Annotated in this window: 18 protein-coding genes, 3 tRNA genes and 2 pseudogenes; 7 read left to right on the forward strand and 16 right to left on the reverse strand. The window is 27.5% G+C overall.

Annotation, left to right across the window (positions count from 1 at the left end; genetic code table 11):
- Nucleotides 1–59: 59 nt before the first annotated feature.
- The 10 genes from BOBLI757_RS02975 to rpmE all read right to left on the reverse strand — a co-directional run bounded on the left by BOBLI757_RS02975 (nt 60) and on the right by rpmE (nt 8,974).
- Entirely contained in the window at nt 60–986 is a 927-nt protein-coding gene (locus BOBLI757_RS02975) for a branched-chain amino acid transaminase (protein ID WP_046305283.1), read from the reverse strand.
- Nucleotides 987–1,064: 78 nt separating this feature from the next.
- Nucleotides 1,065–1,310 carry an acetolactate synthase 2 small subunit gene (gene ilvM, locus BOBLI757_RS02980; protein ID WP_046305284.1) on the reverse strand — a complete coding sequence of 82 codons (246 nt, stop codon included), beginning with the start codon at nt 1,308–1,310 and terminating at the stop codon, nt 1,065–1,067.
- Between the two features lie 3 nt (nt 1,311–1,313).
- Entirely contained in the window at nt 1,314–2,957 is a 1,644-nt protein-coding gene (gene ilvG / locus BOBLI757_RS02985; protein ID WP_046305484.1) for an acetolactate synthase 2 catalytic subunit, read from the reverse strand.
- A 1,277-nt stretch (nt 2,958–4,234) separates the two neighbouring features.
- A tRNA-Trp gene (locus tag BOBLI757_RS02990) sits at nt 4,235–4,307 on the reverse strand.
- Between the two features lie 18 nt (nt 4,308–4,325).
- Nucleotides 4,326–4,399, reverse strand: a tRNA-Asp gene (locus BOBLI757_RS02995).
- Between the two features lie 16 nt (nt 4,400–4,415).
- Nucleotides 4,416–4,488: transfer RNA gene (locus BOBLI757_RS03000), tRNA-Ala, on the reverse strand.
- Between the two features lie 214 nt (nt 4,489–4,702).
- On the reverse strand, nt 4,703–5,521 hold the full coding sequence (gene murI, locus BOBLI757_RS03005) for a glutamate racemase (RefSeq protein WP_046305286.1): 819 nt from the start codon (nt 5,519–5,521) through the stop codon (nt 4,703–4,705).
- A gap of 236 nt (nt 5,522–5,757) precedes the next feature.
- On the reverse strand, nt 5,758–6,657 hold the full coding sequence (gene metF / locus BOBLI757_RS03010) for a methylenetetrahydrofolate reductase (protein WP_046305288.1): 900 nt from the start codon (nt 6,655–6,657) through the stop codon (nt 5,758–5,760).
- Between the two features lie 786 nt (nt 6,658–7,443).
- Entirely contained in the window at nt 7,444–8,598 is a 1,155-nt protein-coding gene (gene metB, locus BOBLI757_RS03015) for a cystathionine gamma-synthase (protein WP_144406197.1), read from the reverse strand.
- Nucleotides 8,599–8,764: 166 nt separating this feature from the next.
- Complete coding sequence (rpmE, locus tag BOBLI757_RS03020) at nt 8,765–8,974, reverse strand: 50S ribosomal protein L31 (RefSeq protein WP_046305292.1); 210 nt, start codon at nt 8,972–8,974, stop codon at nt 8,765–8,767.
- A gap of 1,355 nt (nt 8,975–10,329) precedes the next feature.
- Between rpmE and BOBLI757_RS03025 the strand changes: the two genes are divergently transcribed.
- Both BOBLI757_RS03025 and tpiA read left to right on the forward strand, forming a co-directional pair.
- Entirely contained in the window at nt 10,330–11,079 is a 750-nt protein-coding gene (locus BOBLI757_RS03025; protein ID WP_046305294.1) for a ferredoxin--NADP(+) reductase, read from the forward strand.
- 297 nt (nt 11,080–11,376) lie between these two features.
- On the forward strand, nt 11,377–12,147 hold the full coding sequence (gene tpiA, locus BOBLI757_RS03030; protein WP_046305296.1) for a triose-phosphate isomerase: 771 nt from the start codon (nt 11,377–11,379) through the stop codon (nt 12,145–12,147).
- Nucleotides 12,148–12,422: 275 nt separating this feature from the next.
- Here tpiA and pfkA read toward each other — a convergent pair whose 3' ends face one another.
- From pfkA to BOBLI757_RS03060, 6 genes and pseudogenes are all read right to left on the reverse strand, one after another.
- A complete protein-coding gene (pfkA, locus tag BOBLI757_RS03035) occupies nt 12,423–13,385 on the reverse strand; it encodes a 6-phosphofructokinase (protein ID WP_046305298.1) in 963 nt (320 codons plus the stop codon).
- A gap of 755 nt (nt 13,386–14,140) precedes the next feature.
- A pseudogene (cysE, locus tag BOBLI757_RS03040) lies at nt 14,141–14,875 on the reverse strand (serine O-acetyltransferase); the annotation flags it as partial.
- Between the two features lie 65 nt (nt 14,876–14,940).
- Nucleotides 14,941–15,942 carry an NAD(P)H-dependent glycerol-3-phosphate dehydrogenase gene (gpsA, locus tag BOBLI757_RS03045; protein ID WP_046305300.1) on the reverse strand — a complete coding sequence of 334 codons (1,002 nt, stop codon included), beginning with the start codon at nt 15,940–15,942 and terminating at the stop codon, nt 14,941–14,943.
- Nucleotides 15,939–16,418, reverse strand: coding sequence for a protein-export chaperone SecB (gene secB / locus BOBLI757_RS03050; protein WP_046305302.1), 480 nt, complete (start codon nt 16,416–16,418; stop codon nt 15,939–15,941). Before secB ends, gpsA begins: the two co-directional genes overlap by 4 nt.
- Nucleotides 16,419–16,496: 78 nt before the next feature.
- On the reverse strand, nt 16,497–16,748 hold the full coding sequence (grxC, locus tag BOBLI757_RS03055) for a glutaredoxin 3 (protein WP_420021792.1): 252 nt from the start codon (nt 16,746–16,748) through the stop codon (nt 16,497–16,499).
- A gap of 47 nt (nt 16,749–16,795) precedes the next feature.
- Nucleotides 16,796–17,104, reverse strand: coding sequence for a rhodanese-like domain-containing protein (locus BOBLI757_RS03060; RefSeq protein WP_046305305.1), 309 nt, complete (start codon nt 17,102–17,104; stop codon nt 16,796–16,798).
- 944 nt (nt 17,105–18,048) lie between these two features.
- Between BOBLI757_RS03060 and rfaD the strand changes: the two genes are divergently transcribed.
- The 5 genes and pseudogenes from rfaD to BOBLI757_RS03085 all read left to right on the forward strand — a co-directional run bounded on the left by rfaD (nt 18,049) and on the right by BOBLI757_RS03085 (nt 23,327).
- Nucleotides 18,049–19,005: an ADP-glyceromanno-heptose 6-epimerase gene (rfaD, locus tag BOBLI757_RS03065; RefSeq protein WP_046305306.1), complete on the forward strand. Its 957-nt coding sequence runs from the start codon at nt 18,049–18,051 to the stop codon at nt 19,003–19,005.
- A gap of 39 nt (nt 19,006–19,044) precedes the next feature.
- The gene (gene waaF, locus BOBLI757_RS03070) at nt 19,045–20,103 is read left to right on the forward strand and encodes a lipopolysaccharide heptosyltransferase II (RefSeq protein ID WP_046305308.1); all 1,059 of its coding nucleotides are present in this window, start codon (nt 19,045–19,047) and stop codon (nt 20,101–20,103) included.
- Nucleotides 20,104–20,147: 44 nt separating this feature from the next.
- A pseudogene (gene waaC / locus BOBLI757_RS03075) lies at nt 20,148–21,087 on the forward strand (lipopolysaccharide heptosyltransferase I).
- A gap of 193 nt (nt 21,088–21,280) precedes the next feature.
- On the forward strand, nt 21,281–22,555 hold the full coding sequence (gene waaA, locus BOBLI757_RS03080) for a lipid IV(A) 3-deoxy-D-manno-octulosonic acid transferase (protein ID WP_046305310.1): 1,275 nt from the start codon (nt 21,281–21,283) through the stop codon (nt 22,553–22,555).
- Nucleotides 22,556–22,559: 4 nt separating this feature from the next.
- Nucleotides 22,560–23,327, forward strand: a complete 768-nt coding sequence (locus BOBLI757_RS03085; protein ID WP_071840902.1) for a glycosyltransferase family 2 protein — start codon at nt 22,560–22,562, stop codon at nt 23,325–23,327.
- Nucleotides 23,328–23,351 lie beyond the last annotated feature (24 nt).

Consider the following 23,351-nt stretch of genomic DNA (forward strand, 5'->3'; position numbering starts at 1 on the left):
TTTCAACTCCATAATCATTAAATACTTAAAACAACGAAATAAAAAAATAATCTTTATTATCATACCGTATCTAACCACCCCCACATATCCTCAGTATTTCCTGTAAATAAACCAAAAAATAACTGCTGCAATTTTTTAGTTATTGGGCCGCATCTACTATTACCACCTATTGGCAATCCATCTATACTACGAACAGGAATAATTTCAACAGCTGTACCAGCCATAAACACTTCATTAGATAAATACAAAGATTCACGAGATAACATTTGTTCTCGTACTTCTAAACCAATAGATTTAGCTAGCTTAATAATAGTATCTCTAGTAATACCTGGTAAAATGGAAGATATAACAGGCGGAGTAAATAAAATATCATCTTTGACTGCAAATATATTTTCTCCAGGACCTTCAGCAAGGTAACCATGAATATCTAAAGCTATACCTTCCTGATATCCATTGCGACGAGCTTCTTCAGCAATTAACATTGACGATAGATAATTTCCTCCTGCCTTAGCAATAAATGGAATAGTATTAGCAGGCACACGATTCCAAGAAGATATCATGACATCGATGCCGTGACTTAAAGATTTTATTCCAAAATATGAAGACCACGGAAAAACCGCAATTATAACATCTGTTTTAAAATTTACAGGCGGATGAATATCCATGCCAACATCACCTATCATGACTAATGGCCTAACATAACCACTAGTTAAATTATTTTTATATAAAATAGATCTATTCGCCTGCATCAAATCATTAATAGTCATATCTATAGGTATACGATAGATCTTAGCAGAATTAATTAAACGCTTCATATGATCTTGATGACGGAATAATACAGGACCTAAAGGAGAATCATAACAACGAATTCCTTCAAATACCGAAGAACCATAGTGTAAAGAATGAGACATCACATGTACTTTTGCCTCTTCCCATAAAACCATCTCGCCATTAAACCAAATAAAATTAGTTTTATTCATCATCATATGTTGCTTAATTAATTAGTAAATTAACGAATGACTCGTTCTAAACTGATATAAAATTTAATATGATCATCAAATATTTTATCGAAAATCAATAAACACAACATCTACAATCTTTTTTAATTGAAAAAATAATAAACATACAGGACGATTACTAACTATAGTTAAACAAAGATTAATATTTGTATTCTTATTATTATTACTACCATAATGTCGTATTACATTCAAAGAGCATAATTCAAAACCACGATGACGAACTATTCGCAAAATGCGTTCTACTATTTCTGGTCTAAACCGTGCTTCAATGAATAAAGAATAATGCGTCATATACTATTTCTCCAACATATTTTCATTGCCAGCACCAGGAGGAACTAATGGCCAAACATTTTCAAATTCATCAATCATGACATGTAATAAAAATGAACCATTAAAACCAAATAAACGATCAAGAGCATTGGCTACTTGATTCTTATAAGTAATACATAAACCTTGAATATCAAATGCACTTACTAAAGTCAAAAAATCAGGATTATCTGTAAGAATAGTTTCACTATAACGTTCATTAAAAAATAATTCTTGCCATTGCCTAACCATACCTAATCGACGATTATCTAATAAAATAATCTTTATAGGCAATTTTTTTCTTTTAATAGTTGTTAATTCTTGAACATTCATCATAAATGAACCATCACCAGAAATACATAATACTATATCTTTTGGCCGAGCTATTTGAGCACCAATAGCTGCAGGTATTCCAAAACCCATGGTCCCTAAACCGCTAGAAGTAATAAAATTTTCTGGTTTATCAAAGCTCATATGTTGAGCAACCCACATCTGATGTTGACCTACATCAGTAGTGATGATAGTATTTTGAGGCGCATATCTACTAACATCACGCAACAACGCTGGAGCATACACTGATTCTTTAATTGATTCATATGACCAACAATACTTTTGTTTCAATTCTCGTACTTCTATACGCCAATGATCAATGAACAATGGTTGAATTAACATAGGCAACACATGCTTAATATCACCTAATAAAACGATATTAGATTGACGTAATTTATTCAACTCTGATGAATCAATATCTAAATGAATAACTTTAGCTATTGGTGCAAAATCATTTAATCGTCCAGTAACTCTGTCATCAAATCTAGCACCTACAGCAATTAATAAATCACATTTTTGAACGGCTAAATTAGCTGCTTGATTACCATGCATACCTAACATACCTAAATAGCAAGTGTCCCTATAATCTGGAGCACCAAGGCCTTTTAACGTTACCACGGTTGGTATCCCTGTTATTTTAATAAATTCACGTAATATCTGTACTGCACCAGACATACCAACACCGCCTCCGATATAAAGAACAGGTTTTTTAGATTTACTCATTAAAATACGTGCCTTTTCTACATTCTCGCTAGGTATATTGTGCACTTTATTACATACACTTACACTATAAGCAGGAAGATTGCTAACAGATAGTTGAATATCTTTAGGAATATCAATCAATACAGGTCCAGGTCGTTCACTATTTGCAACGATAAATGCTTCTCTAAAAATATCTGGTAAAAGTTCTAACGATTCAACTAAATAACTATGCTTAGTACAAGCTAAAGATAAACCCAATATATCTATCTCCTGAAAAGCATCGGTGCCAATAAAAACAGAACCAACTTGACCAGTTATAGCTACCAAAGGCACTGAATCTAATAATGCATCTGCTAAACCAGTAATAAGATTAGTCGCTCCAGGACCAGATGTTGCTAAACAAACACCAATTTTACCAGAAGTTCTCGCATAACCAATTGCTGCTAATACTGCTCCTTGTTCATGACGACACAATACATGCTCTATTTTAGCATCTAATAAAGCATCATATATTGGCATAATAGCGCCACCTGGATAACCAAAAATTATGTCAACACCATGCTGTTGAATGGCTTTTACTATCCATTGAGCTCCATTCATATTTAAATAACCTCGCATCTACAATCTGTTATTTCATTTTATTATAACTCACACAATCACATAAAATATGAATAAAAATTACCAAAATTTTTAAATAATATCATTAAAAATTTTCGCAAAATAAACTCTGTATATATTAACAAAATGCAAAAAAATGCATAACATCTACATACTACTAACATAATTTAAATAATTTTAACATACAACCTATGTAAATAATAAATTTAATCATAAATCTCTATAAAACAAAAAAATTAAATTATATTTAATAACCTTTATTACTAAATAAAATAATTATACCACTAATATAAATAAAAAATAAACGTTAATTCGAATCCTAAATTATAAAAAACACATAATATAACTAATATCCAAAAAAAATTACTGTACCCTATTAACGTACCAAATATATTAAATTAAGTAAATAAAATAAATATTTAAAAATAACAAAATATATAATACTAAATTAATATTATTAATGACAATCGTTAATATAATATTCAACACGTAATGATTATTTTATGCAAATAATAATAAATAATAGATATCATAAAATATTATATATAAAATAATTATTTAAATAATCAATAAAATAGATGGTATATAAAATAAAAAATAACTAAAAACTTATTATCAACCATTAAGAATGTTAAACAAAATTATATTATAAAATAATTAATTTTCTTATCCGATATTACTTAACAGTAAAATTATATCAGTCTATACATCCTAATTCCTAAAAATATCTAACTTTTTAAATATTTAATACATAAATTAAATTCAAATCATATTCTGTTTTATATGCCTCTAGTGATTATTATCCCTACATAAAACATAAATGCAAAATATTACAAATAATAATTCTACTAATTAAAATAATTTTTACTAAATAACAGATTTTAGTAATCAACAATAAAATTATTAAATCTACAATACATTAATTTAAACAAAACATTAATACCTTACACATATAATATCAATACACATCACATAATTTAATTATCATTTACAACTAATATTTAATTTATAAACAATATGATAATATATTACACTCTTGAATATAATTAAAATTATTCAACAACATACACTTAAACAACTTCATACTTTTAATAAAATTAAATATATTTCAAAAATTGTATAAAATGTTGTATTTAAACTTTAATACGTTATTATTTATAATCTAAATAATATACTTTTCAATAAATCAAGCAAAACATCTCATAACGTTAAGCATATTCTTTAGTTTTCCTTACGAACCATAAATTCCTGTATATTTGCAGGGGTGGAGAGTTTTGAACTCCCAACTTCCGGTTTTGGAGACCGGTGCTCTCCCAATTGAACTACACCCCTAAACAAATAAAATCACAACGGTGCGGACGGGACTTGAACCCGCGACCTCTGGCGTGACAAGCCAATATTCTCACCATCTGAACTACCGCACCACTATACAAAACTTAATGGAGCTGAGCGGAATTGAACCGCTAACCTTCTGCGTGCAAAACAGATGCTCTACCAATTGAGCTACAGCCCCTTACGCAATACCACTATTTATTTTATTTAATAAAAACAACACAAAATAACCACGAGTAAATTATTTTTTTATGCACTAAAACTATATCTAAAACAATAAATTCATAAAGTACAATTACAGCAATTTAAACAACAAAAACAACAAAATAAAACGGTAAATGGTAAACTATTTAACAAGATAATACAAGGTTTAATTAACAAAAAAAATAAACATGCTACATAAAAATAACCTCTAAAGAACTAAAACCATAAGAATTAATGAAAGACATTGATTTTAACATTTCATCTGTCATAACAGAACAATACATTACATTTTTTTGTATTATTCCGCAATACTTAGTATCAATTATATCATGCATTAATTTTGCAACATAACTAGCGATATATCTTGATGAATCTATTAATTGCGTGCCATTTGGAAATAATTCTTGCAATTCATCTTTTAAAAACAAAAAATGAGTACAACCCAAAATTACGGTGTCGGGTGGATTAAATAACTCTAACCAAGGAATTAAAATACTACGTAAAAAAGATCTTGATACTATATCACCAAACTTCTTTCTTTCAGCTATTGTTACTAAACTAGAAGATCCTAAAAATAGAAAATTACAATCACGAGCATATTTATTAACTAATGCAAGAATATATTTATGTTTAACAGTAATACAAGTCCCCAATAATCCAATAATTTTATTACGAGTTAATTGAACTGCTAATTTTACTGCAGGAAAAACACCAATAATTCTACATAAAAATACTTTACGTAACATCGATAATGCAACAATACTAGCAGTATTACAAGCAACAATAATTAAATCTAAAACATGATGTTTCAGAATTGCACTAATAATAGCAATCATTCGATCGACAATAAATTGCTCTGATCGTTCTCCATAAGGAAACCCTTTATTATCGAAAAAATATAAATAACGTACATGAGGTAACATATTTCTAATTTCTAAATAAATAGATAATCCTCCAATACCTGAATCTATCACTAAAATAACAGGTTGTTTAACAGAACAATTATACATTTTAATTTTTAAACACAACAATTATTATATAACACTTCAATTATAACAAATCACATAAACCTTAAAATAATTATTTATACTAAAATAATTAACAAATTATAAGAATAAAACAAAAAAATTATTCAGCAGTATATAAATTAATTAAAATAATTTTAATAAAAAAACAAACACTAACAAATTGCTATTTTATAATTTGAAATAACATGACAAATACATTATACATTATATTAGCATCTTTATAATTTAGGTCTAATCCCTAATACATGGCATATAGTATATGTAAGATCCGATCTATTAAGAGTATAAAAATGAAAATCCCTTACACCCTCCTTAAATAACACTTTGACCATATCAATAGCAATAGCCACCCCAATCATTTTACATGTATCTATATCACTATTACTTAATCCCTCAAACATAGACACAATCCAATTTGGAATCTTAACTTGTGTCATATTAGAAAAACGTCGTAATTGCTGAAAATTAAAAATAGGTAAAATTCCAGGAATAATTTTAACATTAATGCCGATAGAAACGCAAAGATCACGAAATCTTAAATAATTTTCTATGTCAAAAAAAAACTGAGTTATCGCTCTACTTGCACCAGCATCAATTTTTCTTTTTAAATTTATTAAATCATCTCGTGCATTCTTTGCTTCGGGATGAACTTCTGGATAAGCAGCTACTGAAATATCAAAATCACCTATCTTCTTAAGTAATGTCACTAAATCAACGGCATGCATCATAGTTGAATGTTTATAATTAACTGAACGATCTCGATCTCCCCGCAATGCTATAATATGTCGAATCCCGCTATTCCAATATTTTTGAGCAATATTTTTTAACTGTTGTTGAGTTGCATCGATACAAGTTAAATGTGGTGCAGCAATTAGCCCTGTACGATGTTTTATATCTTGTATAATATTATAAGTGCGATCACGTGTTCCCGTATTAGCTCCATATGTAACAGAAACAAATACAGGATTTAATTTACCCAAACTATTAATTGCCTTCCAAAAAAATGTTTCCATTTCATAATTATAAGGGGGAAAAAATTCAAAAGAGACATTAATATTACCGTACAATTCAACCAAATACCGATTTAATTTCTCCCATTGTATAGCATAAAACACCATATACAAAACCTATTATTTAATAGTTAAAACAACAAATAACAAAACACACAAAAAATATTATCCTGTTAAAAATATAATTCACTTTAATATTTTTTAAAAATATTACTAAATCATAATTATTATTCAATAATTTAGGTAAACCACCCTCACACACATTTATACATAAATAAAATATGTAAATTCAAAACAAAAAAATATATAAAAATATAAAACTAAAATATACCAATAAAAAATTAAAAATAATATCAAATAACTTTCGATATTTTATTCTATATAAAATATATACAATGAAATAACTGAAATTATTTAACTAAATATAAACACTACAGAAATATAAACATGATAAATATATAATTCTAATACTATTTATTTTCTAAATTAATATACACAACAAAACATTAATTTAATATTAATTGTGTTATAGCACATCAACAAAATAAATACCTAAATTTTACTATGATATTACAATTATACATATTATAATTCCAAAATCCAATCAACTGATAATTAATCTATCTTGAACTAATATAATAATAACCTAACTTATCACCTTATCATGCTACACTCAATAATAATAAATTATAATAATAAATTCAAGATAATAACAAATCTAAAATTTAAATAACACAATTTTATAATACAAATAAAAATATATTAATAATTAAAAACACTAACCACGAATTAATAACCTAATATTTTAAATACATAACCAAATAAATTATCTACCTGTATCGAATTATGTTTTACTCTTACACAAACAAAAATAAAAATTATAATATTACCAACTTAACTAATTTTTTGAAATGCATACTCTAAATCATCAATCAAATCGCTACTATCCTCTATACCTACAGATAAACGCAACAACATATTGTTAATGCCAGCATACTTTCGAGCCTCTAATGACATCCCAGCATGAGTCATAGTAGCAGGATGAGAAATTAAACTTTCTATACCACCAAAAGATTCAGCTAAAGTAAAAAGCTTTAATGAAGATAAAAACTGACGTAATATTATCTCATTACCATCAATTTCAAAACTTAACATTGCACCAAACCCTTTTTGTTGTTTACAAGCAACCTGATAACCACAACTGTCAACTAATCCAGGATAATACAATTTTCGTACCTTAGATTGATTCTTTAAAAAATTAAAAATATTTTGAGCACTATCCTGTTGTTGATAAATACGTGGAATCAACGTACGTATTCCTCGTAAAAGTTGATAACTATCAAAAGCTCCACAAGTTATACCTAAGGTATTACCCCACCACAATATTTTATCAAGAATACCAACATCTTTTGCAATTATTGCTCCTGCTACTAAATCAGAATGACCATTCAAATATTTAGTGCATGAATGAACTACTAAATCAGCACCTAATAATAATGGCTGCTGTAATACTGGACTCATAATTGTATTATCTACAACACATATAGATTGCATTTCATGAGCAATATTACAAATATTAGCAATATCTACCACACGTAATAAAGGATTGCTTGGAGTTTCAATAAAAATCAATTTGGGAGAACAAGATAATGCTGTAACTACAGCTTGTTGATCAGTTTGATCAACAAATTGAACACGATAAGCTTTACGCTGACTTAAACTATCTAACAATCGATAAGTACCTCCATAACAATCATGGGGCGCTATTACAAGATCTCCAGGAAGAAGAAAAGTAGTACACAGCAAATGAATTGCAGACATTCCACTGCTAGTTACTATCGCTCCAACACCACCCTCAAGAGCTGTTAAAGATTTTTGTACTACATCACGAGTAGGATTCTTCCGCCTTGAATAATCATATACTCTAGGTGTATTAAAATCAGCAAATTTATAAGTACTTGAAAGAGCAATTGGAGGTACAATGTATCCATATTGATCGTCATCACCTAATTCACTACGCGCTGCTATAGTTGCTTGTTTGAACATGATTTGTATACCTATAAAGTACCTGAAACTTATATTATACCATGCAAAATAAATAACCCAATATCAATTATATAACGACACATCAGCAATAAACACCAACCAATTCATTAGTTCAGAAATAAAGTATTTACTATTTTTTTAATAACGTTAAATTACTGACAAACGAATATTATTTTATTAAAGCACCGAATTGTTTGTTAAAACGATTTACACGTCCACGATTATCTATAGCACGTTGTGTGCCTGTATAAAATGAATGACAAAAACCACAAACATCCAAATTAATATTATTATGTAGAGTAGTTTTTATTTCAATGACGCTGCCACACGAACAAAACGCTTTAATTTCTTTATATTTTGGATGAATATTTTTTTTCATATGTAATTATATCATAAAATTTAAAAAATTATTAAAAACAGAAATTTACCCATTACTCATTCCAGTAAAACAACTTATATTATAAAACTAATAACAACAATGCATATCAAAATACAGCACACTCTTGTCTTTTTACATTATATAACAAATAACAATTTTTTCAAAGTAATTAACTATTGCAATAAATGAAACTCAAAAAACTTAAAAAATAATAATAATTGACTTTGCAACACTGTTATTCTGAATATATAAATCATGCTTCAAAATACTTCTTTATAAATTAAAATAATATAAAACATGTATTATAAAATTTACCTGAAAATAAAACATCTAAAATACTATCATAACACGATAATAATACCAAATTAAAATAAAAGAATCATTTTTTTTCCTTTACAAAAAAAATATAATACTTTATATATAAAACAATGATATTCCATGTTATTCTCTAATTGCTTGTATTGCTCCTTAAATATTCAAACATCGAACAAAACAAAATAACAAAACTACAGTGATCAACAAAGACTACATAAATATAGATAGCAAAAAAAAAACAGAAAAAACATAAAAAATTAACATCAAATCATAATAGAATAAAATACACAAGACTAATAATTATAACGCTACTTATCTTTTATGTGATCTTTATCTATTATATTTATTCCAACAAACTCCAGAAAAATGCTGTTATATCTAAAACCAAAATATCTGAGTATAATCAAAAAATAAGTACAAACCTGCCCCCCAAACCAAAAGAAAAATGGCATTATATTAAAGAACTAAAACGATAAAAACTATATAAAATAAATGAACAAATTAAAAAACGTCAAAAAATTACGAAATATACCAAAATAACTAAAGTACATATATATGATAAATAACGATAAACTGAACCGCGCCAATATTATCATATTCCTATAACTGAGAATTACTGAACGTACCTGTACATAAACTTATAACGGTATACTTAAACATGTTCTGATTGTATGTAAAAATATCAACTTCACATCTAAACCATATTCCAAATAGTTTATAAAATATAGACTCATGATATGTACATAAATAATACACCATAACCAGTATGTCTGGTTATACATAAAAATCCTTGACCTATCTATATTCCAAAACAAAAAAATTTTAATAAACTAAATAAACAATAATTAATGAAACGTGTAATAAACAAAAACTTAATTAAACTTATTTTATAAACCTAAAATGTAACGATATTAACCACTATATTATATTTATATACAATGTTGTAACACAAATTATCTTATCTATAAAAATAACAGAAAATTCAATGACAAAATAGTCACAGTAATATTTAAATTATAATAATATTTACAGGAAAAAACATGACAACATGGACTACAGGAAAAATAATACAGATAACACATTGGACAAAGCATCTGTTTACAATCATATTACATGCAGCAATAAACCCATTTATTCCAGGACAATTTGCTAAACTAAAATTAAAAACAACAAATAATAAACATATTCAAAGAGCCTACTCATACGTCAATACACCAAATAATATCAATTTAGAATTTTACTTAGTATCTATTCCAAATGGCAAACTTAGTCCATTATTATACGTACTCCGTCCTGGAGATGAAATTTTGATTAGTAAAGAAGCATATGGTACTTTTATACTAGAAACAATTCCAAATTGTCACACCTTATGGATGTTAGCAACTGGTACTGGTATCGGGCCGTATCTCTCAATCCTTGAATATGGACAAGGATTACAACGTTTTACAAATATTGTATTAGTACATGCTGTACGTTTTGTCAAACATTTAAACTATTTACCACACATGTTAAGATTGAAAAAAAAATACAAAAAAAAAATAAAAATACAAACAATTTTAAGCCAAGAAACTATGCCAAATTCGTTAACTGGACGTCTACCATATCTTATAAAAAATGGCCTACTAGAACAAGCTGTAGGATTAACATTAGCTGTTAACAATAGTCATGTTATGTTATGTGGTAACCCTCACATGGTTTATGATGTTCAAGAACTATTAAAAAAAACAAGAGGTATGAAAAACAATATAAAAAACAAAATAGGACAAATAACAAAAGAAAAATATTGGTGATCCCTGTTTGTAACAAACAACAAAATAAAATATAATATACTAATATATATACTTTATTTTTCTGTTTTCTAAAAATAAAAATAAGACAAACATAAACCTTATAAATAACAATAATAACTAACAAAATGTTACATAAATCCAAACGTACACAAATAAAAACATATTATACAAATTATTATTATTTCATTTAACAATGTTATTGTTCATTCAATAATGTATACATTAGACATATAAAAATAAAATAAATTTCAAAATAAATTTCAAAAATATAACAGCACAAATAAATACGGAGAAAACATGCGTTATCCATTAATAATAAGTAATTGGAAAGCAAACGGCAGTAAAACTATGATTATTGATTTTATTCATAAATTACAAAATAATTTAAACAATAATTACGCATGTAATATCATTATCGCACCACCAATAATATATCTAGATGTAATTAAACAATACTTAATCAATAAAGATATCATATTAGGCGCTCAAAATGTAGATATTCACATATCCGGTTCGTTTACAGGAGAAATATCCGCCAATATGCTAAAAGATATGGGTGTTCTATATACAATAATAGGACATTACGAAAGACGCATCCATCACAAAGAAAATAATGAAGATATTATAAAAAAATTTGATATTCTAAAAAAAAACCATATAACTCCTATATTATGTATAGGAGAAAACAAAGAAGAAAAAATACAAAATAAAACTAAAACAGTGTGTATTCAACAAATTAATAATATAATAAACACCTTAGGCATAGAAATACTAAAAAATTCAGTAATAGCCTATGAACCTATCTGGGCCATTGGATCCACTTCATCAGCCAATCCTAACGAAGTACAAACTCTACATAACTTTATACGTAGCTATATAGCTCAACAAAATATAGAAATAGCAGAAACAATACATCTCTTATATGGCGGATCTGTAAATACAAACAACGCTTATGAATTATTAAGACAAAAAGACATCGACGGCTTACTAATCGGAAAAGCCTCTTTAGATCCGAAAAATCTTTCTGAAATTATTAAAATTACACAAAAAACAAAAACACGCAACTAAAATTTATTATATACTCAAACGCAATATAAAAATAATATCTATCAAGTAACAATTAATTCATGAATAATGCCAATGTATATCGTAAACGATATACATAAAATTCTTTGAACAAACTTAATATACTTTAAATACTTATTAATTTAATATATAATATTTTTTAATAAAAATATAGTTCTTTTTCATTAACGAAACTATATAATAAATTCATATTTAAAACAAAAATAATAATTTAAATTAAATCATTATATAAAAATAATTTATTCAATAAACTAAAATTAAAATAATTTTTTCGCTATATCTAAAATTTCTTTTTTAAATGGACGTTTCATATTTAAAATAGCTTCAATAATATCATGATGCACTAATCGATCATTCTGTAATCCAACACACCGTCCTGTATAACCTTGCAATAATAATTCAATAGAATAAGCACCCATGCGTGATGCTAATATCCGATCATAAGATATAGGATCGCCGCCACGTTGAATATGACCTAATACCGTAGCCCGTGTTTCCCTACCTGTTTTTTTTTCAATATAATGAGCCAAATCAAAAACATTACAAATATGTTCAGTAATAACAACAATTGCATGTTTTTTCCCTTTAGCAATACCAGCTTTAATTTTACATACTAAATCTTTTGGACTAAATTCTACTTCCGGTAACACAACAAATTCACAACCACCAGCTATAGCTGCAAACATAGTCAAATCACCACAATGACGTCCCATAACTTCAACAAGAGAAATGCGTTGATGAGAAGTTGAAGTATCACGCAAACGATCAATAGCTTCAGTAATTGTTTCTAATGCAGTAAAATACCCAATTGTATAATCAGTACCTACAACATCATTATCTATAGTTCCTGGCAAACATATGCAAGGAAAACCAACTTCAGTCAATTTTTTAGCACCTATATAAGAACCATCACCACCAATTATCACTAAAGCATGAATATCAAGTTTATTCATATTATTAATAACAACAGATAAAATGTAGTCTTTACAAAACTCCGGAAAGCGTGCCGAACCTAAAAATGTACCACCACGATTAATTACATCAGACACACTATAACGATTTAATTTTATTATTCGATTTTGAAATAAACCCAAATAACCATCACATACACCATACATTTCTAGACCTTCAGAAATACCTGTCCGAACAACGCCTCTAATAGCAGCATTCATACCAGGAGAATCACCACCGCTAGTTAATACACCAACTTTCTTAATCATCAAATCACTACTCCTGATACTTAAGTAATTGTCATAACTTATAAAAAAACAATAAATAAATATAATAATTCTATTAACCAATATATTTAAACAAACAATTATTTTCTATAACATATCTAATGACATATTATAAATTTATTAAATAAAAAAATAGATAATATATACACATATAAAAATGTATAATAACTATAGAAACTATACTACACTCATAACAAAGAAAAAATAAATACACACTTTATTATATTCAAATAACATAATCATTTAACATCAAATAATTGCTTAATTGTAATCATAAATAACATAATCAATAAAAAATAAAAATTATTACTAAATAATAATATAAATAAAAACAAACTAAATATTTAAAACATATATATATAATCACATATATTATTTAAATAACATTCATTTAAAGTATATATAACACCAATATACATTTTATCAAATAAAGAACAAATGCTTTAAAAATGTTATCTCTGTAATATTTCATCATAAAATAATAAACATTATCTAATCTATTAGCTTATATAAAATAATTAAATAATATAAAACAAAACAAAAAACTAAAACACTAATCAATAAAATACTGAACCACCATACAACAACTATTTACATCAAATATCCCATTCATTAATGAAATGAAAATACCTAATACACTATTATTTGCAATCATAAAATATCAAAAATATACAACACAGATTATTTTTAAACATTTTACTTATTTAAATAATTCACCACTCATCATCTATCTACTTCACAATTCGCGCTACGATACCAGCAACTGTAACACACGATGGCACTGAATGTAATACCACAGAACCCGCACCAACTTTCGCCATATACCCTATTTCAATATTACCAAGAAGAATAGCACCCGCTCCGATAATCACTCCTTCTCCTATCTTAGGATGACGATCACCACTCCCTTTCTTACCGGTGCTTCCCAAAGTAACAGATTGCAATATAGAAACATTATTAGCTACTACTGCTGTTTCACCAATAACAATACCCGTGGCATGATCTAGCATAACACCATATCCAATACGTGCAGCAGGATGAATATCCACTCCAAATAAAACAGAAATACGATTTTGAAAATAAACAGCTAAAGCATAACGATCTTGCAACCACAACCAATGACTAATACGATACGCTTGTAATGCATGAAATCCCTTAAAATATAAAAATGGAGTAGAATATTTATCAATAACAGGATCACGTTGCAAACTAAAAAAAATATCCCGTACAGCATAGATAATAATTGTTGCATTCATATTATATGCTTCTTCTATAACATCACGTATAACATTAGCAGAAACAGTTGTATTACCTAACTTCTCAGAAAGAATATAACTTAATGCATTTCCTATATGATTATGTTGTAATACAGTATCATGTAAAAATTTTGCTAAAACAGGTTCATTATAAGCTAATAATTGAGCTTCACCTTGAATTTTTTCCCAAATAAATTTCAATGACTCTACTGACATACTTATTACCTTATCTTATTTAATAAAATTTAAAAAAATAAATCTAAATCTAATGTAATATTTTATTATTTCATAGTTAATTTAACAAGATAAAAAGCTGCCTTATATACATCTCGACCGCAATACAATACACGATATATTTGTTCCACAATTGGCATAATCACATTATATTGACGTGATAATGCACGCACCTCATAAGCATTATTAAAACCCTCTACAACTTGACCAATTTTTTTCATAGCATTAGAAACTTCTACGCCGCGCCCTAATAAAATTCCGAACCTACGATTACGTGATTGATCATCCGTACAAGTCAAAACCAAATCACCAAGACCTGCCATTCCTGTAAATATATCTAATTCACTTCCCATAGCTACACCAAGACGAGACATTTCTGCTAAACCACAAGTAATTAAAGCAGCACGGGCATTAGCACCAAACCCAATTCCGTCAGATATACCAGATCCAATAGCAATAACATTTTTTATAGCACCAGCTAATTGAATTCCAATATAATCAGAATGAACATAAACCATAAAATTTTTATTATTGCATTGCAATAAATTTCTCAAATCAGCAATAAAAACAGAATCACTAGCCACTAAAACTATAGCAGTAGGTAACCCCATTGCAATTTCCCTAGCAAAAGTAGGACCTGAAATTATTGCTAAAGGTATCTCTTGACCTAGTATTTCTCTTACTACATTTTGCAACAGCCTGCCAGTTCCAGCTTCCAATCCCTTGGTTGCTAAAATAATACGAGAGTTACATCGTAAATATGGTTTTAATTTTACCAAAACATCACTAAAAACACGACTAGGTACTGCAATAATTATATCATGAGCAAAAGATAAAGCCACTTGTAATGATTTTTCTATTAACAACAACGCAGGAAAAGATATCTTAGGTAAAAGATGATGACAACGCATCGTTTTTAATCTATAAATATGAAGAGGATCATGACCCCACAACAATACTTTATGGCCGTTCCGCGATAACATAATAGCTAAAGCTGTACCATACGCTCCAGCGCCAATAACGACAACTGAAGCACTTGAAGACATTATAAAACTTCCTGAGATATCGTTGTCTTATTATTAGTATTATTATTTTTGTTTTGCAAATATTTCATAAACAATGCCTCAAAATTTACTGGAACTAAATGAAATTGTGGAAAACTACCTCTCATACATTGATTACTAATACATTCACGTGCATAAGGAAATAAGATATCAGGACAATAAGATCCAAGACAATGTTCTAATTGAGCACTTTGCACACCTGAAATAGCAAAAATACCAGCTTGTTTAACTTCACACAAAAAAGCCACATGTTGCCTGATTGTTGCAGTAACAATAACATGCAAAACCACTTCATATACATCTTTCAACAACTGACTAGATAAAGTATCTAAATCTAACTTAATTTTTGGTTCCCATTTTTCCTGAAATATCTTAGGGACATGAGGTGCTTCGAAAGATACGTCTTTTACATATATTCTCTGAATGTCAAAAACTACTTTAATATCTTCATTGCCTGACATTAAAAGCCTCTGCTATGCTAAAACTATACATGCTTAAAAATAAAAAAATTAAAATATACTATGAAAATTATTAATAATCTATTTCATTTTTAAGTACTTATCCAGTTCATTCTGCACGTCCAATTTACATAAATCATCCCACCCACCTATATGTTCTGTATTAAAAAAAATTTGAGGTACTGTATGTTGTCCGCAACGATCAATCATTTCCGCATGTACTATATCATTTTCAATAAAAATTTCCTTAAACGATAGACCTTTGCGGGACAATAATGCTTTAGCTTTTTGACAAAAGGGACAAAATTTTTTAGTATAAATTTCAATATCCATAATATAAACTCGAATAATTATCTCAAATAATAATATTAATAACAAAATTAACTATTTTCCTTAACCAAAGGTAAATTATTGTAAACCCAATTGTTAACACCACCATGGAGAAAATATACATGCTTAAATCCAATTTTATTTAAACGCCTAACTAAATTATAAGACAATGAACCAGTACTACACACAACCACTAATAAATCATTTTTCTTTACAAGACCATAAAAAAAATCATTTTTACTGTCTGTTTTGACATCTAAATCTATATTTAATAAATTAACACTATGAATAATATGTCCTTTACGATAATCATCTTGATCACGTAAATCTATAATCGTTACATTTTTTTTATTAATCAATTGAACCAGTGTATTGCACGATATCTCAAACTGCCGAGTTAACCAACTTTGAATAAAAAAATAGAGCACAAATATAAATAACAACAGCCATACTGTAACAATTAAAAAATGATTAATACAAAAATTTTCAATTTCCTTAAAATATATCAACAATTTATCGTGCGACCATTTTTAATTTAAAAGATCAAAAAGCAAACAAGATCAAAAAAACCACATACTAATCAAATAAAAAAATTTTCACGTTGCAACATCAATAATTTTGATCTCCAAAACAAACTACATCCGTGATAACATACAATTCTAATAAAATCAAACAAAAATATAACTTTAAATAAAATAACTAAAGAAACAACCTATAAAAATCAACACTTCCAACAAACTACCACTGAGCATACATTAAATACAATCAGTTTTAAATGAACAGTAACAATATATAAAAATTTAACAACTATTATATTAAAATCAAACAATAATATACAGAATTAACTACTTAAATTAAAACAATATACTCCACGTATTTTGTGAAGCCACAAAAACCAAAACACTATTGTAAGGATAAAAAACAATTTTCTTTCAAATATTTAGAATATATTTAAGTATTATCAATCAAAAAAAACAAAAAACAACAACTCCAAACTAAAACTATTAAATTAAGCTAAATGAAAAACTAATTAACATAAAAATATTAAAAACCCTTAAGAACTAAAAAGTTGAATCATAAAATCATCACAATCATTTAAAGCGTTGTATACCATGCAACACATAACTTTCTTCAATTATTTTACACATGTAAAATAATTCATAAAACATCTTAAAAATAGAAAACAAAATAAAATTTTACCTAACAATAATAAAAATGTTATGATCGATATAAATGAATTTTTATAAAAAAACACAAAAACAATATTTGACAAACAATATAAAATATAACTTTAAGGTAACAAATGATTATTGTAACTGGCGGGGCTGGATTTATTGGTAGTAACCTTGTTAAAACGCTGAATAAAATGCAACATAAAAACATACTGATAGTAGATCATCTTAAAGATAACAAAAAATATATAAATTTAACCGATCTAGACTTCATTGACTACATAGACAAAAAAGATTTCATTAAGAAAATTACTAATAACAATATAAACTACAACATTAACAACAACAAAGCATTTAATAACAATATTAAAGTCATCTTTCATAAAGGCGCTTGCTCATCTACTATCACATACAACAGCATGTACGTAATGAAAAATAACTACCAATTCTCTAAAATACTATTGAATTTTTGCATAAAATATAAAATTCCGTTTATATATGCTTCTTCTGCAGCTGTTTATGGCAAGACACCCAAAAAATTTCTTGAAGAACGCCAATATGAAAAGCCATGTAATATATATGGATGTTCAAAGTTTTTTTTTGACCAATATGTACGATTCATTTCGCCTCAAGCAAAATCCCCAATTTGTGGGTTACGTTATTTCAACGTCTATGGACCTCGTGAATCCCATAAAAATAATATGGCAAGCATAATTTATCAACTCGCAAAACAAATAAATAACAAACAAAATCCAAAATTATTTCTAGGAAGTGAAAATTTTAAAAGAGATTTTATCTATATAGATGATGTAATAAAAATAAATATTTGGGCTTGGAAAAACAACATTTCAGGAATTTTCAACTGCGGTACAGGCCAAGCACAATCATTTCAATCAATTGCCAATATCATATTAAATTTTTACAAACAAAATAATTTAAAATATATTCCTTTACCCAATATAATCAACAAACATTACCAAACATTCACAAAAGCAGATATAACCAAAATACGACTTGCTGGATATAAACAACCATTCGAAAAGACTACTACAAACATAGTTAAATATCTTCATTACTTAAATAACTAAAAGTGCATAAGTTATTACAAAACAAAAAAGTCTATAATAATGACTAATAAAATTTATAAAAAAATCTTGGTAATTGGACCATCATGGCTAGGTGATTCTGTTATGTCTCAAACCATGCTACACCTACTTACCAAACAACAAAAAAAAATAAAAATTGATATCCTCACATCGAAATGTTATATACCTTTATTCCATAACATGCCTGAAATAAATCAAACTATAATTAACCCTATAAAACACGGTACTATGGAATTAAAAAAAATTTACACATTCAGTAAAACACTAAGAAATAAAAAATACCAGCAAGCAATAATACTACCGAATTCATTTAAATCAGCATTAATTCCATTGTTTGCACAAATACCACAACGTACAGGATGGCGTGGAGAAATGCGTTATGGAATAATTAATGATCTTCGGATCCTCAACTGTAAAAATTTTCCACTTATGGTGCAAAGATATGCTGCTTTAGCTTTTAACAAAAATATAATAAAACATAGTAACAATTTACCAAAACCACTTCCTTGGCCCAGCTTGTCGATAAGCTCAAAAAAAATAAATCACATATTACAAAAATTCAAAATTTATAGTAACAAACCCCTAATAGGTTTATGTCCAGGATCAGGATCAAATTCAACAAAATGTTGGCCACATTATCACTATGCCGTATTAGCATCCAAACTTATGCATGATGGCTATCAAATAGCATTATTTGGTTCCATAAAAGATTACAAAATAGGGCAAAATATTAATAATTTAATTTTAAAAAAAATAAATAACTATCACAATTTAATTGGATCTACTTCAATAGATCAAGTAATAGCATTACTTGCAGGCTGTCAAGCAATAATAAGTAATGACTCCGGATTAATGCATATAACTAATGCATTGAACCGACCGCTAATAGTATTATATGGCGGTCCAAGTGACCCTCATTTTACACCGCCTCTATCACATCGAGCATACGTCATAGAATCCAAAAATAAGCATTTACGAACAAAGAAACAAAACAACATAAATAATTATCATCAAAATCTTATTGACATAAAACCTGATCAAGTTTTAAATAAATTAAAAAAATTACTTACAATCTCCTAAAAAATAATACAACAATGAAAATTTTAATTATAAAAACTTCATCTATGGGAGACATAATTCACACACTACCCGCATTAACTGATGCAAAAAAAATATTATCTAACACTAGTTTTGATTGGGTTATTGAAAAAAATTTTTCAGAAATACCAATGTGGCATTCAGGAACACGTCATATAATACCAAGTAACATAAAAGTACACGCAAAAAATTACTTAGACTGTGTTTACTGGAAAAAATATAATAATTTCATACATAAATTACAAAAAAACACCTATGATATAATTATTGATGCACAAGGATTAATAAAAATTGCATTCTTAATAACTAATCTGGCTAAAGGAAAAAAACACGGAATGAATAGTTCAAGTATAAGAGAACCAATCGCCAGCATTTTTTACAATAAAAAACATCAAATACATAAAAATCAACATGCCATAGAAAGAACAAGACAATTATTTTCTAAAGCATTAAAATATCCACAACCATCTGAAACAGGATGTTACAATATCAAAAACTATTTCAAAAAAAAACAAAACACAGAACCCTATTTAATATTTTTACATTCTGCTAGTAAAAAAAAAAACTTGGCCAGAAATATATTGGAGAACATTAACTAGATTTGCAATTCATGAAGGATTTCATGTTAAATTTCCGTGGTGGAAAACAACTGAATACCTAAGAGCAAAACGTTTAACACAAGGGCTTGCGCATGTCGAAATCCTACCAAAATTAACATTAACACAAATAGCGAAGCAAATTCTCGGAGCTACCGCAATAATATCAATAGATACTGGCTTAAGTCATTTAAGTGCTGCATTACATACACCTAATTTGACACTTTATGGACCAACTAATCCTGCATTAATAGGTACTTATGGTAAAAACCAAAAAAAGATATACTCTAAAACACAATCTATGATCGATATAAAACCAATAGAAACATGGAATACATTTAAACAACTTTTAAACCAAATAAAACTTTGATAAAATAAAATTACAACATAATCTTTTAAAAAAAACAAAATATAACGAAATATATCTTAAAAAAGAAATACTTAAAGAATATTATGTTCTATGTCATAACAAATGTAATACAAAAATATAATATAGTAAATGGATTCTACAAATATCAAATCCATTCATTCAATATAGACAAATTATCACTATACACACCACTATGTTGCTATATAATATACTTGTTTACCTAATACAACCTTTAATCTGGATACGATTGTTATGGCGTAGTAGACACATTCCAGCCTACCGTCATCACTTATCTGAACGTTATGGATTCTATAAACAAAAAATTAACGCTGGAGGTATCATCTTACACTCTGTATCAATAGGAGAAACATTAGCAGCCATCCCATTAATTCATTCATTACAAAAACTACATCCATACATCCCTATCACCGTAACATCAATGACACCTACAGGAATAGAACAAACAAAACTAGCATTTGGAAATAAAGTATTTTATGGATACTTACCATATGATTTGCCTGGAGCTATAAACAGATTTATAAATCATATAAATCCTATACTAGTTATTACTATAGAAACAGAACTATGGCCTAATCTTATTAAATCCTTATATCGCAAAGGCATTCCATTTATAATAGCCAACGCTCGACTATCACTTCGCTCAGCGAAAAATTACCAAAAAATAAAAAATTTCATGGCACATATAATGCAACACATAACTTTAATAGCTGCACAATATGAAGACGATGGAGCGAGATTTATAAGTCTAGGACTAAAAACAAACCAATTAGCAATAATTGGTAATTTAAAATTCGAAATTTCTGTAAGCACACATATAACGAAACAAGCTAAAAAATTACGTAAACTCTGGAACAACCAACGTCCAATATGGATAGCCGCTAGCACTCATTATGGAGAAGAAAAAATCCTTCTTAAAACACATCACAACTTATTACAAAGTTTCCCTAATTTATTAATGATTTTAGCACCAAGACATCCAGAACGTTTTTCAATAGTTCAACAAATGATAAAAAAATCTGGATTTAATTATATATTACAAAGTAGCGGTAATATCCCATCTAGTACAACACAAATTGTTATTAATGATACAATGGGAAAATTAATGTTATTATATGGAATAGTAGATGTAGCTTTTATTGGAGGTAGCCTAATAAAACATGGAGGACATAATCCGTTAGAAGCCGCAGCACATGGCATACCAATAATAATGGGTCCATATACTTTTAACTTTCAACAAATTTGCATAAAACTTAAACAAGAACAAGGATTAATCACTATTACCGATAGTATATCATTAACATTAGAAATTTTTAAATTATTAAACAATAAACATCACAGATTATTTCACGGAAATCGTGCAAACAAATTTTTATACAAAAACCAGGGTGCCTTAAAAAGACTATTATGCTTAATAGAACCTTATCTAAATTTAAATAAAAACCAGTAAAATTATTTTGAGAAAAAGTTTATCAATCGTAATTATTACATATAATGTTGCCACTATGTTACCTGATTGTTTATCTTCAGTAAATTGGGCTGACGAAATAATAATATTAGATAATAATAGTCAAGATCAAACATGTTCTATAGCTAAACAAGCCGGGGCAAAAATATTTAAAACTAAAAAATGGTTAGGTTTTGGTAAACAACGACAAATGGCACAAACATATGCTAATGGGGATTATATTTTTGCTTTAGATGCTGACGAGCGCATATCATACAAATTAAAACAGGAAATCATAGAAATATTACACAACCCAAAATTTAATACCGTATATAGTTGCATAAGATACAATTTTTTTATCAATAAATTTATGCATTATGGAGGATGGTATCCAGATAGAAAAATACGCTTATATCCAAAAAATTTTTCTTTTAATTCAATGAATGTGCATGAAAAACTAAACAGCAAAAATGCCGAAATAAAAAAACTAAAAGGAAAATTAATACATATTGCCTGTCCTTATTTACCAACTTTTCAATTCAAACAATTAAAATATGCAGAAACTTGGGCTATTGAACAATTTAAAAAAACAACACATTGTAATATAATAACTATCATTATTCATACTTTTAGTAGCTTCTTTAAGACATGGATTTTAAAAAAAAGTTTTTTAGATGGTAAATACGGTTGGCTACTCGCAATAATTAACGCACAATATACTTTTAATAAATATTCTATACTTTGGTCACTTAAAAGGAAAAATAAAAATAATTAAATCTATTATATTCAACAACTTCCT

The organism is Blochmannia endosymbiont of Camponotus (Colobopsis) obliquus (assembly GCF_000973545.1).
GTDB lineage: Bacteria > Pseudomonadota > Gammaproteobacteria > Enterobacterales > Enterobacteriaceae > Blochmanniella.